Origin of the sequence: Zoogloea oryzae (assembly GCF_030161255.1) — a bacterium.
Lineage (GTDB): Bacteria > Pseudomonadota > Gammaproteobacteria > Burkholderiales > Rhodocyclaceae > Zoogloea > Zoogloea oryzae.
Window position 1 is genome coordinate 68,215 of sequence record NZ_BSPX01000003.1, and the last position, 12,923, is coordinate 81,137.

A 12,923-nucleotide genomic window follows, 5' to 3' on the forward strand; every position below is an offset into this window, starting at 1 on the left:
AACGCTCCCCATATGGGTGCTGCATTCCAGCTTTCAAGCCCCCCACCCCGTCGATGGACCGAGCCCGCCTGCCATCATCCCTGCTGTCGCACCTGTCGCTGCCGACAGACCAAGGCGCCCCGGGCACGTTCCGCCCGATGCGCAGGCTGCGCGCGGCCATCTGGCTGGCCTTCGGGCTGCTCGCCACGCTGATCGTCGTCGTTGCCGTCTCGCTGATCCGCTTCGATCACCGCGCCGCCCTCCAGCAGACCGAATCCGAACTCCAGAGCCTCACCCGCGTCTTCGAGGAGCACGTGGCCCGCAGCTTTGGCGAGGCCGAGAGCGCCGTCACCGAGATCGCCGGGCTCGTCGCCATCCGCAGCGGGGCCGACAGCTTCGCCGAGCGCGAACTCCAGAACCTCCTGCGCGAACGTGCGGCCAATCTGCCGGAAGTCGAGAACCTGTTCGTCGAAAGGGAAGACGGCAGCCTCGCCGCCCAGTCCGACGACGAGCAAGTCGCCGCCGAGGCCACCGCGTCAGCCGCTGAACGGCGCAACCTGCCCATGCGCATCGACGAAGGCATCACCATCGGCAGCCCGACCCGCAGCGCCAACACCGGCAGGTGGATCACCCCGGTCACCCGCCAGGTCTTCGACGCCAGCGGCAAATACGTGGGCACCGTGGGCGCCGCCATCAGCCATGCCTACTTCGAAGGCATCTACCGGGACATCCGCTTCGCCGAGGGCGACACCATCCTGATCCTCCACGCGATCCGCGCGATCACCCTGATCCGCCACCCCCAGGTGGATGCGCTAGTCGGCCGCAGCGTCACGGATTTGCCGGCCGTCGGGCCCGAGCCGGCATCCCGCAGCATGGTGGTGACCAGCCCCCTGCAGGGCGAACGCGAAGAGCGCATCACCGCCTACCGGCGCCTCGCCGACCGTCCGCTGGTGGTGGGCACCAGCCGCCCCATCGCCGCCGCGCTGGCCGACTTCCATGAACACCGCCGGCGCATCATCGCCGCCGCCGGGCTGATGCTCACGCTGCTCGGTGCCCTCGCCCTGCTGCTCCACCGGGACACCCGCCGGCGCGACGAGGAAAGCCAGGCCCTGGCCGAACTCAACGCCACCCTGGAAGACCGCGTGCGCCTGCGCACCGACGAGCTCGAACAGACCAACCGCGAGCTCCTCAACTTCAGCTATTCCATCTCCCACGACCTGCGCGCGCCGCTACGGGCCATCAACGGCTTCGCCCACGCACTGGAAGAGGACTACGGAGAACGTCTCGACGACGCCGGGCGCAACTACGTGAACCGGCTGCGCAAGGCCAGCCTGCGGATGGGCGACCTCATCGACGAACTGCTCAAGCTCGCCAGCGTCTCCAACCGCCCGCTGCACATCGAATCCACCGACATCTCGGCGATCGCCCGGGAAATCCTCGACGACCTCGCCGAGCACGATCCGGCGCGGCTGGTCCACATCCACGTGGACGCCGGCCTCGTCGCCGACGCCGACGCGATCCTGATCCGCAAGGCCCTCGAGAACCTGCTGGGCAACGCCTGGAAGTTCTCCCGCGACAGCCACCCGGCGTTCATCCAGGTGGGCGGCCGCCTGCACGGCGAGGAGCACCTGTTCTACGTCACCGACAACGGGGTGGGTTTCGAGATGGAGCACGCCACGCACCTCTTCCAGCCCTTCCAGCAGCTGCACCGGAACAAGGGCTTCGAGGGTTCGGGGATTGGCCTCGCCAGCGTGCGACGGATCGTCGAGCGCCACGGCGGGCAGATCTGGGCGGAATCGGCGCCGGGCACCGGCACCACGATGTTCTTCACCCTGCCGCGCACGCCGGCGATGGTCCGCCGGCCGCGGGAAAGAATGCGGGGCTGACACGCCCCGCGGCGTTCAGATGTAACGGATTTCCAGCACTTCGATCTCGCGCAGCCCGGCCGGGCTGGCAAAACGCACCACGTCGCCCTCCCGCGCCTTGAGCAGCGCCCGAGACAAGGGCGCGATCCAGCTGATCCGCCCTTCCGACGCATTCGCCTCATCCACGCCGACGATCTGGTAAGTCTGCTCGGCGTCGCCATCCACATCGCACACCGTCACCGTCGCACCAAAGAACACCTGCTCGGTGTTCTCCTGCTCGGACGGCGTCACCACCGTCGAATTCTCGAGCCGCTTGATGAGGAAACGGATGCGCCGGTCGATCTCACGCAGGCGCTTCTTGCCGTAGATGTAATCGCCGTTTTCCGAGCGGTCGCCATTGCCCGCCGCCCAGCGGACGGTTTCGACCAGTTTGGGGCGCTCGTCGCGGACGAGCTGATCCAGCTCCGTGCGCAGGATCTCGTAACCACGCCGGGTCATGTAATTGGTGGTGCCCGGCGGCAGGCTCGGCGCCCCCGGCGGCGCATCATCGTCGTCCTGGTCGTTTTCCTTGACGAAAGCCTTGTTCACCCTGAAACGCTCCGCTCAGCCAAAATGGGACGGCTATGTTAGGAGCCGTCCGGGCCACTGGCAAGACAAGCTTTCAGTGATAGACGGCCGGCTGGGTGAGCAGGCTGCCGTAGTCGGCAATCAGGCTCTCGAAGTCGTCCATCTCGGTGGCGGATTCGGCCACGTCGCGCAACTCGCGCTTGAAACGCACGGCCGCCTCGTCGCGAAACAGCGTTCCCACGCCGCGGCGCTTGTCGATCACCTCGACAGCGTCGAAGCCCGGATAGTCCACCACGTACAGCACTGGATTGTTGAGTACCACGTTCATGACAGGTCTCCTGGATAGCGGATTGGCCTTGTGGGCATCAGTGCTTCAGTAGATGGGAACGTTCCTCCCCGCTTCAAGTTCCCCGACACCGTTGTATTTCGCTTCGCCCGGGCCTAAGATTCAACGCATCCTGTCCGTTTTCGGGCTATCCATTCATCACAGGCATGAACGACAGCAACGACCCGAACGCCGACGTCTCCAGCCTGACCGCAAGGCTGGCGGTCCTCACCACCGAACATCGGGATCTGAACGCGATCATCGACCAGATCGCGATGGCCCCGCCGCCCGGTGACGACCTGCTGCTCCGCCGCCTCAAGAAACGCAAGCTGCTGCTGAAGGATCGCATCGCGATCATCCAGCACCTGCTCGATCCCGACGTACCCGCCTGAACCTACCGCCAACGCACTCCATGCCGATCCACCGAAACGCCGGGGCCGACACGCTCGCCCTGCACGCCGGCCAGACCCCGGACGCCACCCACCGCTCCCGGGCCACCCCGATCCACTTCACCACCAGCTACGTCTTCGAGAGCAGCGACCACGCCGCCGCCCTGTTCAATCAGGAGCGCGCCGGCCACGTCTATTCGCGCATCTCCAACCCCACCAACGCCGTGCTCGAAGAACGCATCGCGGCGCTGGATGGCGGCGTCGGCGCGATCGCCTGCGCCAGCGGCCAAGCCGCGCTGATGCTCGCCATCACCACGCTGATGGGCAGCGGCGGCCACATCGTCGCGTCCCGCTCGCTGTACGGCGGCTCCCACAACCTGCTGGCCTACACCCTGCCCCGCTTCGGGATCACCACCACCTTCGTGCCGCCCCGCGACCTGCAGGCCTGGCGCGATGCGATCCGCCCCGAAACCCGCCTGCTGTTCGGCGAAGCCATCGGCAACCCGGGGCTCGAAGTACTCGACATCCCTGGCGTTGCCGGCATCGCCCACACCGCCGGCGTGCCGCTGCTGGTGGATGCCACCCTCGTCACCCCGGCGCTGCAGTGCCCCATCGATCTCGGCGCCGATCTGGTGATGCACTCCGCCACCAAGTTCCTCGGCGGCCACGGCGTGGCCATCGGCGGGCTGCTGGTGGATGGCGGCGGCTTCGACTGGGAAGCCACCGGCGGTCGCTTCCCCACCCTCACCGAACCCTACGACGGCTTCCACGGCATGGATTTCGCCGAGGAATCGCCCATCGCCGCCTTCCTGCTGCGCGCCCGCCGCGAAGGCCTGCGGGATTTTGGCGCCTGCCTGTCGCCCATGAACGCCTTCCAGATCCTCCAGGGTATCGAGACCCTCGGCCTGCGCATGGAGCGCCACGTGGCCAACGCCCGGGCGCTGGTAGCCCATCTTGCCGCTCACCCGATGGTCGAATCCGTCTCTTGGCCCGAGCTCGACAGCCACCCCGACCACGCCCTCGCCGCGAAACTGCTGCCCAAGGGCTGCGGCGGCGTGTTCAGCTTCAGCCTGAAGGGCGGCCGTGCCGCCGGCGCCACCTTCATCGAGGCCCTGCGCCTGTTCTCGCACCTGGCCAACGTGGGCGACGCCAAGTCGCTGGCGATCCATCCGGCCAGCACCACCCACTTCCGCATGTCGCCCGACGCACTCCTCGCCGCCGGCATCACCGAAGGCACCATCCGCCTGTCGGTTGGCCTCGAGAACGCCCCGGATCTCATCGAAGATCTCGAACGCGGCCTTACCGCCGTCGCCAAGGCCAGCCAGACCGGAGGTGCCCGATGAAACTCACCCTCGCCGGGCGCGACACCTACGTCTACACCGGCGGCCGCGCCTTCGACGCCGCCCGCCCCACCATCGTCTTCATCCACGGTGCCGGCCACGACCACAGCGTCTGGACGCTCCAGAGCCGCTACTTCGCCACCCACGGCTGGAACCCGGTGGTGCCCGATCTCCCCGGCCACGGCCAGAGCGCCGGCCCGCAGCTCACGTCCATCGAGGCAATTGCCGACTGGGTGCTCGCCCTGCTTGACGGGCTGGGCGTGGCAACCGCCACCCTCGCCGGCCACAGCATGGGCTCGCTGGTCGCCCTGCAGGCCGCATCCCGAGCGCCAGAGCGCGTCCGCAGCCTCGTGCTGGTCGGCTCGGTGGCCCCGATGCCCGTCGCCCCGCCCCTCCTCGACGCCACCCTCGCCGCCCGCGACAAGGCCCACCGGATGATCAACCAGTGGTCCTACGCGCCGGGCTCGCAGCTGGGCGCCAGCAGCATTCCGGGGCTCAACCTCACGGCCATCAACGAGCGCCTGATGCAGCGCGCGGCCCCCGGCGTGCTGCACACCGACATGTCGGCCTGCAACGCCTACACCGGCGGTTTCGACGCTGCAGCCAGGGTCACCTGCCCGGTGCTCCTCCTCAGCGCTGCCCAGGACCGCATGACACCGCCCAAGGCCATCGCCCCGCTGGCAAATGCCTTCACCTCAGCCAGAAAGGTCAATAAGGTTGTCCTTTCCGGCGCCGGCCACGCGATGATGGCCGAAGCGCCCGGCGCCGTGCTCGACGCCATCTGGCAGTTTGCCGATTCCAACCGCAGTTCCGAGGCCGTTCCATGACCTGAACCAAATCCGCAGGCCATTCATCAAACAACCAAAAACGGAGACAAAAATGGCTCAGCAAACACCCCCGACAGAAGAGCAGGCAGCGTCCCTGCCCTTCCCCACGATCCGCAACATTGGCATCGGCGCGCCTTTTCGCTGGATCGCCCGCGGCTTCTCCGACCTCAAGGCTTGTGCCATCGCCAGCCTGTTCTACGGCTTCTGTTTCACCGGCATGGGCCTGCTGGTCACCTTTGTCTTCTCCCACGCCTACCAGTACACCTCGGCCGTCACCACCGGCTTCCTGCTCCTCGCGCCCTTCTTTGCGATGGGGCTTTACGAGCTCTCCCGCCGACGCCAGCTCGGCGAGCCTTGCGCCCTCGGCCCGACGCTCACCGTCTGGCGGCGCAACCTGGGCAACATCGCCCTCTTTGCCGCCGTGCTCACGGTCATCTTCCTGATCTGGGCGCGCGCCTCGCTGGTGGTCTTCGCCATGTTCTACACGCAAGAGCTGCCCAGCCTCAGCGGCTTCCTGAGCCAGGTGGTGTCTCTGGAAAACCTCGAATTCCTGGTGGTCTACTTTGGTGTCGGCGCAATCTTCGCCCTGCTGGTTTTCGCAGTGAGCGTGGTGTCCATCCCGCTGATGCTCGACCGCAACCAGGACGCCATCACCTCGATGATCGCCAGCATCCGTGCGCTGGCCGAAAACCCGCTGCCGCTGCTGGTCTGGGCCTTCCTGATCGTCAGCCTGACCATCGTCGGCTTCCTGAGCTTCCACCTCGGGCTGGCGGTGCTGATGCCGGTGATCGGCCACGCCACCTGGCACGCCTATCGGGATCTGGTCGAACCGCTGCCGGATTGAGCTGAACCGGCGCCATCCCGCGCGAGGGCGATCACTGCGCCGAGCACGATCGCCCCGCCGATGATCTGCCCCAGGCTCACCGCCTCGCCGAGGAACACCGCGGCGAGGATGAAGGTCACCACCGGCTCCAGGGTCGACAGCGTCGCCGCGTCGGCCGCCCCCAGGCGCTGGATGCCGGCAAAGAAGGTCGCCATCGCCACTGCAGTGGAAACCAGCGCGATCGCCACGCAGGCCATCCACGCCGCCGGGCCGGCCGGAAAGCGCGGGCCGGTCGCCAGCACCAGGCCGCCAAACACCAGCGCCGCGGCCAACATCACCACCGTGGATGACGCCAGCGCATCCTCGGCCGCGAGCACCCGGCTTCCGGCCACGATGTAGATCGAGTAGATCACCGCCGTCGCCACACCCAGCGCCACGCCGATCCCGCTGCCGCCGAGCCCTTCACCCAAGGTGAGCGCCGTGCCCACGAGGGCGGCCCCCATCGCCAGGCTGCGCCGGTGGGTCAGCCGTTCGCCCAGGAAAGCCACGCCGATCAAGGCCACCAGAAACGGGTACAGATACAGCAGCAAGGCCACCAGCCCCGCCGACGCAAAGCGCAACGCACTGAAAAAGCACATCGACTGCGCCACGTAACCAACGCCGCCCATCAGCGCCAGCACCGTGCCGTTCCGGCGGGACGGCCAGCGCCGACGGGTTGCGAGCGTGAGCGCCGCCATAGCGACACCCGCAATCGCAAAGCGCAGGAAGAGCACCGCGGTCACGTCGGCACCACCGGCGTACGCCACCCGGGCAAAAATCGCCATCGCCCCGAACGACGTCGCCGACAAGGCCACCAGCCCCGCTCCAACCCACCGCGCATTTGTCATCCGATCGCCGCTCCCGCCCGCAAAGCGGCCGATCGTGCCGGCCGTCCACGCCCCGGTCAAGCCGGAATGTGCGTTTCGGCGACACTCCGGCGGGCTCCGGCAGCGTTTATTTTCATTCGCCCTTTGCAATCCGCCCCGGGCTGTGGCGAAAATGCACGATGCAACTCCGTCGTACTCACCGAAAGGCCCTCATGAAAATCCGCTCGCTTCGTCCGCTGGCCCTCGCGCTCCCGCTTGCCCTGTGCTTCGCTGCTGCCCATGCAGCCGATGCGCCGTCGCTGCCCACCGCCGACATCGCGGTCGAAAGCAGCCGCTCGGCCCCCAACGATCAGTTCCGCGCGCAGGTCTACACCGAAGCCACCGACAGCAGCCCGGCCGAGCTCGCCCGCAAGATCAACAACACCGTCGCCCAGGCCGTTCAGACCGCCCGCGCCTATCCGGCGGTCAAGATCCGCACCGCCGGCAACAACACCTACCCGATCTACGCCAAGACTGGTCGCAGCATCGAATCCTGGCGGATGCGCTCCACCCTCGCCCTCGAAAGCAAGGATGCCGGCCAGCTTTCCGAACTCATCGGCAAGCTCCAGCAGACCATGGCCATCGGCGGGCTCTCGGCAGCACCGTCGCCCGAAACCTGGAAGAAGATCGAGGACGAAGCCATCACCGACGCCCTCGCCGCCTTCGAGGCCCGCGCCAAGCTGGTCGCCGCCAGCCTCCACAAGAAGTGGCGGATCAAGCACGTGTCGGTGAACACCAGCGGCTACCAGCCCCGTCCGCCAGTGATGCCGATGGCCCGCGCCGCCATGGCCGTTGCCGACGCCGCGCCGCCCGCCCCCATCGAGGCCGGCGACAGCCCGGTGTCGGTGTCCGTCAATGGCCAGATCGAACTGCTCGAATGATTGCCCTGATCCAGCGCGTCCTCGAAGCCCGCGTCACGGTTGACGGGCGCACGGTCGGCGAGATCGGCCCCGGCCTGCTGGCGCTGGTGGCGGTCGAGCGTGGCGACCAGCCCGCCAACGCCACGCGGATGGTCGAACGGTTGCTCGGCTATCGGGTGTTCTCGGATGACGACGGGCGGATGAACCGCTCACTGGTCGATACCGGCGGCGGCCTGCTGCTGGTGTCGCAATTCACCCTCGCCGCCGACACCAGCAAGGGCACGCGGGCCAGCTTCACGCCGGCCGCGCCACCCGACGAAGCCGAGAAACTGTTCAATCAGGTCGTCACCCTCGCCCGCAGCCGCCATCCGGTGGTCGAGACGGGTGAGTTTGGCGCCGAGATGTCGATATCGCTCATCAACCATGGCCCGGTCACTTTCCGTCTCACGGCTTGAACGCCGGCTGGCCGCCCTGGCCCTGCTTGCGTTTCTGGCCGGCTGCAGCCAGACGCCCCAGCGCCCGGCGTCCAGCACATCCGTCCCCCGCGCCACTGCACCGGCGCGCGGCTGGTTCGCCCTGCCGCGGGACGACCACGCGCAGGAAATGGTGATCTTTGCGTTGGGGCTGCTCGACACCGGCTACCGCTTCGGCGGCAAGAACCCCGAAGCCGGCCTGGATTGCAGCGGGATGGTGAGCTACGTGGTCGAACAGGTGAGCGGCAAGCGCCTGCCCTACAACGCCGCAGGCATCGCCGAACGCACCCGGCCGATTCCGTCGAACGCAGTCCGGCCGGGCGATCTGGTGTTCTTCAACACCCTCGGCCGCTCGTATTCGCACATGGGGATTTACGTGGGCGACGGCAAGTTCGTGCACGCCCCCAACAGCCGCGGCAAGGTGAGGGTTGATCGCCTCGACAACCGCTATTACGCCGATCGCTTCGAGGGCGCCCGCACCCTGCTGCCGGAAGGCTGATCCGGCAGCGTTCGCCTCAGCTTACGCGTCTTCCTTCAGCCAGCGGGCGGCATCGAGCGCGTAGTAGGTGAGGATGCCGTCGGCGCCGGCACGCTTGAAGGCCACCAGGGCTTCGAGTGCGCACGCCTTCTCGTTGAGCCAGCCGTTGGCCGCGGCGGCCTTCAGCATCGCGTACTCGCCGCTCACCTGATAGACGTAGGTCGGCACCTGCAGCTCGGATTTCACCCGACGGACGATGTCGAGATAAGGCATGCCCGGCTTCACCATGAACATGTCGGCGCCTTCCGAAATGTCGAGTGCAACTTCGCGCAGGGCCTCGTCGGAATTGGCCGGGTCCATCTGGTAGGTGTATTTGTTGCCCTTGCCCAGATTGCCCGCCGAGCCCACCGCGTCACGGAACGGGCCGTAGAAGCTCGACGCGTACTTGGCCGAATAAGCCAGGATGCGGGTGTAGATCTGGCGGGCGACGTCGAGCTCGGCGCGGATGCGCGCGACACGGCCGTCCATCATGTCGGACGGCGCCACCACGTCGGCGCCAGCCTGGGCATGGCAGAGCGCCTGCTTGGCCAGCACTTCGAGGGTCTCGTCGTTGAGCACATAGCCGGTGTCGTCGATCAGGCCGTCCTGACCGTGGCTGGTGTACGGGTCGAGCGCCACGTCGGTGATGATGCCGAGGTCGGGGAAGCGGGCCTTCAAGGCCTGCACCACACGGGGCACGAGGCCGTCCGGGTTGTAGGCTTCTTCGGCACCGAGGGATTTCTTGGCGTCTTCCACCACCGGAAACAGCGCCAGCGCCGGCACGCCCAGCGCCACGGCTTCCTCCGCGACGCGCAGCAGGTTGTCTAGGGAAACGCGGCTCACGCCCGGCATGGAGGCCACGGGCTGGTTGATCTGCTCGCCCTCGAGGACGAAGACGGGGTAGATCAGGTCGTCGGCCGAGAGCCGATGCTCGCGCATCAGGCGGCGGGAGAAATCATCGCGACGCATGCGGCGCATGCGGGTGGACGGGAAGGCGGAATGAACAGGCTTCATGGGCGATCTCGGGGTGCTTACATCTGGAAACGAATTGAACCCGGAACTTTCGTTCGGGTTGCCAAGACTAACACGCAGATGGTGACGAACCGTCTCCCGCTATACCTCCCTGAGCGGGTGCCTTGAGCAAGCAAGGCATTTTTGGCCCCCGGCAACCCCTCGCCGGGGGTTTTTTATTTCATCAGCGCCGAACGACCCGCCGCACCACCGCACCCACCTCCGCCCCCACCGGGTGACGGGTGACCATCACGCCGATCACCCAGCCGATGGACGAAGCAATGATGCAGCCCACCACGCCGAAGAACGGCGCCGCGTGGGGAAAAGCCAGCTTGAAGGCAAGGCACGACGTGGCCGCGCACAGGGCCACCAGCAGCGACGGCCCCAGGGCCTCGCCGACACGGCTCAGATCAAACCCGATTAGGCGACGCAGCACCATCAGGGTGTAGCCGGTGATGAGCAGATCGCCGACGGCAATGCCCGCCGCAACGTGGTCAAGGCTGTACATGCTACCGATGAGGATCAGCACCACCTTGATCGGCTGCCCGACCAGCTGGAAGCGCAGGGTGTACTTCGACTTGCCGGTGCCGCTGACCACGGCCGCGCCGGTCACCGCGATCGTCAGCGCCGCCGAACCCACGCACAGGATGCGCGCCGGCTCGATGATCCGCGCCCACTTCTCGCTGTAGAGCAGCAGCACGATGGAGTCCATCGCCAGCGCCATGCAGGCGAACAGCGGGAAGGCCAGCGCGCTGAGGTAGCAGATGCTCTTGAGGAACTGATCCGCAACGCTCTCGCCGTCCCGGTGGGTGCGGGCGAAGGCCGGCATCAGCACCGGCGTCAGCCCTTCCATGATCGAGCGAAAGGCCAGCCCGACCACGCCCAGCGAGCGAGCCAGATAACCGGCGGTTTCGATGCTCATCGCCTTGCCGACAATCATCTCGGGCGCCGACAGGCCGAACTCCCACAGCAGCGACGATCCGCAGAAGCGCCCACCGGTGCGCAGGATGTGGCGCCATTCGGAGAACTCCACGCGCATCGGCACTTCGCGCTTGGTCATCAGAACGGTCATGAGCACCGTGAGAGTGGTGCTCGCCACCGCACCCCAGGCGAGGCCGATGAAGCCAACGCCCATCGAGCACAGCCCGATCGACACCGTTGCCTGAAGCGTACCGGACGCCAGGTTGATGCGCACCACCTTGTCGAAGTTGAGGTTGCGCTTGAGGATCGCCATCGACACCGACCCGAAGGGCAGCAGGAAGAAGTTGATCGACAGCACGTGCATCACCAGCCCGATGCCGTCCTCCCGGTAGAACGCCGCCACCGGGCCGCTCGCCACCCAGGTGAGCACGCCGAGGGTCCAGCTCATGATGACGGCGATGGTCGCCGCCGTCTGGAGCCGCACCGGGGTGAGGTCGCGTTCCTGGATGAGGTAGCTGGTGATGCCCAGATCGCGCAGGGCGTGGGACATGGCGAGGATCAGGCTTCCGATGGAAAAGATGCCGATCTCTTCGGGGGAGAGCAGTCGCGCCAGGACAACCGACGAGACGAACTGGATGACAAACACGATGGCTTTCTCTCCGACGGAGAGAAAGACCGCTTTCTTTACATTAGCCATGGGTTACGGACGCGAGCCTCGCCCCTGAGAATCCGACTGAAGCATCATTGATTTCAACACAAGTGAGTGAACCGACGGCGCGCGCCATCTTGATGCGGTGCATTGAGTCGATGCCGGTGGGGTTACGCTTCGAGGGCGAAGCATCACACAAAAACTTGGTACGCCACGATGACGTCGTGCACGGGAGTGCAAACAATTGTTCTTTTTTCACTGCATTCCGTCTGGCTTCACACACCCGGTCCCTTGAGGCCGTAGGGCCCACCGCTACGATTCGCCGAATCCATCATCAGCGCATCGGCGTAGAACTTTGTTGCCCAGTTGGGCAGCTGCCAGGGGTGATACCCCCCGTTGATGGGATGGGCGCCCTTGATGGCGCCGATCATCTCGCGCTCATCACCGGCGAGGCGCTGGGTACGCTTCACGAACCCGAGGATCTGCGTGGTGGCGTCGCGGTAGCGCGTATCGCCGGTGATCTGGAAAAGTCGCCCCCAGTTGATGCCCAGCTGGCAGTCGCCGGTGAGGCACGACCACTTCACCGTCGGGCGCCAGTCCTGGTCGAAGCGTCCCGGAAGGAACCCATCGGCCGGCAGGGCCGCGATCATCGCGTCGCCGATCCGGCGGGCGGCCTGGATGAAATCCTCCCGGCCAGCGTAATCGCCGATCTCGAGCAGGCCGCGCATGGCGTAGGCGATGGTGTGCGTGAAGGGCTGGGTGTTGTCCTGCAGGCAGTTGGTGTCGAGCCAGCCGTTGGCGCGAGCCTGGGTGAGTGCCCATTCGCAGTTGCGCACGGCCGCGTCGAGGAAGCGCTTCTCGCCGGTGATCTCGTGGGTGCGCGCGAGGCTCCAGGCCGAGCGGGTGTTGTAGGTGTTGATCGACTTGCCGGTCATCGGCGAACCGAACTGCCGCCAGCAGCCGTCGTCATCCATGATGTCGCACAGCCAGGTGGACGCGCGCACGGCGGCGTCGCGGTAGGCTTCGTTGCGCTCTTCCTCGAAGGCGCGCACCCAGCCGAAGATCACCTGCCCGGTGTTGAACACCGTCGGCTGATCAGAATCGCCCAGGGCACCGGCCAGCACGCCGCCGCCGGGCAGCTGGATGTTGATCTCCCAGTCGGCCATGCGACGCGCCCGGGCACGGCAGTCGTCGTCGCCGGCCAGCGCCGCGTAGCGATACAGGGTGGGGATGATGTAGCCGGTAGTTTCGGGGTAGGACGGGGCCCAGCGCCGCGAGCGGACCAGGAAGGTCTGAGCGACGCCGCCGTTGCCGGTCACGTCCTGGGCCAGCTTGAGCCAGGCGATGGCGGCATCCAGATGCACGCGATTATCGACGGGCGTCGTCATGCCGATGCCGAGGGTATCGCGCAGCACGAGGCCCTTCTGGCGGAGAGTTTCACTGAGGCTCATCGTTGGTTTCCGGGCTTCATG

General features: G+C 66.8%; 14 protein-coding genes. 8 read left to right on the forward strand and 6 right to left on the reverse strand.

All coding sequences use genetic code 11. The annotated features are described in order from the left end of the window. Positions 1-53: 53 nt before the first annotated feature. Positions 54-1,865, forward strand: coding sequence for a sensor histidine kinase (locus QQK25_RS02250; RefSeq protein ID WP_284186546.1), 1,812 nt, complete (start codon positions 54-56; stop codon positions 1,863-1,865). Positions 1,866-1,880: 15 nt separating this feature from the next. Here the strand turns inward: QQK25_RS02250 and greB are convergent, their stop codons facing one another. Together greB and QQK25_RS02260 are read right to left on the reverse strand one after the other, a co-directional pair. Further along, positions 1,881-2,432 carry a transcription elongation factor GreB gene (gene greB, locus QQK25_RS02255; RefSeq protein WP_284186547.1) on the reverse strand — a complete coding sequence of 184 codons (552 nt, stop codon included), beginning with the start codon at positions 2,430-2,432 and terminating at the stop codon, positions 1,881-1,883. 73 nt (positions 2,433-2,505) lie between these two features. Then, positions 2,506-2,739 (reverse strand): DUF3567 family protein, encoded by a 234-nt coding sequence (locus tag QQK25_RS02260; RefSeq protein ID WP_284186548.1) that lies wholly within the window; start codon positions 2,737-2,739, stop codon positions 2,506-2,508. 164 nt (positions 2,740-2,903) lie between these two features. On the opposite strand from QQK25_RS02260, the gene QQK25_RS02265 reads away from it, so the two are divergent. From QQK25_RS02265 to QQK25_RS02280, 4 genes are read left to right on the forward strand one after another with little or no spacing between them, the layout of a single operon-like run. Continuing rightward, entirely contained in the window at positions 2,904-3,128 is a 225-nt protein-coding gene (locus QQK25_RS02265) for a DUF465 domain-containing protein (RefSeq protein ID WP_153161005.1), read from the forward strand. 20 nt (positions 3,129-3,148) lie between these two features. Next, positions 3,149-4,468, forward strand: coding sequence for an O-acetylhomoserine aminocarboxypropyltransferase (locus QQK25_RS02270; RefSeq protein WP_284186549.1), 1,320 nt, complete (start codon positions 3,149-3,151; stop codon positions 4,466-4,468). Next, positions 4,465-5,292, forward strand: coding sequence for an alpha/beta fold hydrolase (locus tag QQK25_RS02275; RefSeq protein ID WP_284186550.1), 828 nt, complete (start codon positions 4,465-4,467; stop codon positions 5,290-5,292). The genes QQK25_RS02270 and QQK25_RS02275 overlap by 4 nt, the downstream gene beginning before the upstream one ends. Positions 5,293-5,344: 52 nt before the next feature. Next, a complete protein-coding gene (locus QQK25_RS02280) occupies positions 5,345-6,136 on the forward strand; it encodes a DUF2189 domain-containing protein (protein WP_153161002.1) in 792 nt (263 codons plus the stop codon). Here QQK25_RS02280 and QQK25_RS02285 read toward each other — a convergent pair. Beyond that, on the reverse strand, positions 6,103-7,002 hold the full coding sequence (locus QQK25_RS02285; protein ID WP_284186551.1) for a DMT family transporter: 900 nt from the start codon (positions 7,000-7,002) through the stop codon (positions 6,103-6,105). The genes QQK25_RS02280 and QQK25_RS02285 overlap by 34 nt on opposite strands. 191 nt (positions 7,003-7,193) lie before the next feature. Between QQK25_RS02285 and QQK25_RS02290 the strand changes: the two genes are divergently transcribed. From QQK25_RS02290 to QQK25_RS02300, 3 genes are read left to right on the forward strand one after another with little or no spacing between them, the layout of a single operon-like run. Further along, positions 7,194-7,901, forward strand: coding sequence for an SIMPL domain-containing protein (locus QQK25_RS02290; protein WP_284186552.1), 708 nt, complete (start codon positions 7,194-7,196; stop codon positions 7,899-7,901). Then, entirely contained in the window at positions 7,898-8,335 is a 438-nt protein-coding gene (dtd, locus tag QQK25_RS02295) for a D-aminoacyl-tRNA deacylase (protein WP_153160999.1), read from the forward strand. Before QQK25_RS02290 ends, dtd begins: the two co-directional genes overlap by 4 nt. Then, positions 8,304-8,852: a C40 family peptidase gene (locus QQK25_RS02300; protein WP_284186553.1), complete on the forward strand. Its 549-nt coding sequence runs from the start codon at positions 8,304-8,306 to the stop codon at positions 8,850-8,852. Before dtd ends, QQK25_RS02300 begins: the two co-directional genes overlap by 32 nt. Before the next feature lie 21 nt (positions 8,853-8,873). Here QQK25_RS02300 and hemB read toward each other — a convergent pair whose 3' ends face one another. The 3 genes from hemB to QQK25_RS02315 all read right to left on the reverse strand — a co-directional run bounded on the left by hemB (position 8,874) and on the right by QQK25_RS02315 (position 12,902). Next, positions 8,874-9,884: a porphobilinogen synthase gene (hemB, locus tag QQK25_RS02305; RefSeq protein ID WP_284186554.1), complete on the reverse strand. Its 1,011-nt coding sequence runs from the start codon at positions 9,882-9,884 to the stop codon at positions 8,874-8,876. A 181-nt stretch (positions 9,885-10,065) separates the two neighbouring features. Continuing rightward, positions 10,066-11,499: a lipopolysaccharide biosynthesis protein gene (locus tag QQK25_RS02310; protein ID WP_284186555.1), complete on the reverse strand. Its 1,434-nt coding sequence runs from the start codon at positions 11,497-11,499 to the stop codon at positions 10,066-10,068. 227 nt (positions 11,500-11,726) lie between these two features. Continuing rightward, the gene (locus tag QQK25_RS02315; RefSeq protein ID WP_284186556.1) at positions 11,727-12,902 is read right to left on the reverse strand and encodes a beta-L-arabinofuranosidase domain-containing protein; all 1,176 of its coding nucleotides are present in this window, start codon (positions 12,900-12,902) and stop codon (positions 11,727-11,729) included. Positions 12,903-12,923: the final 21 nt, after the last annotated feature.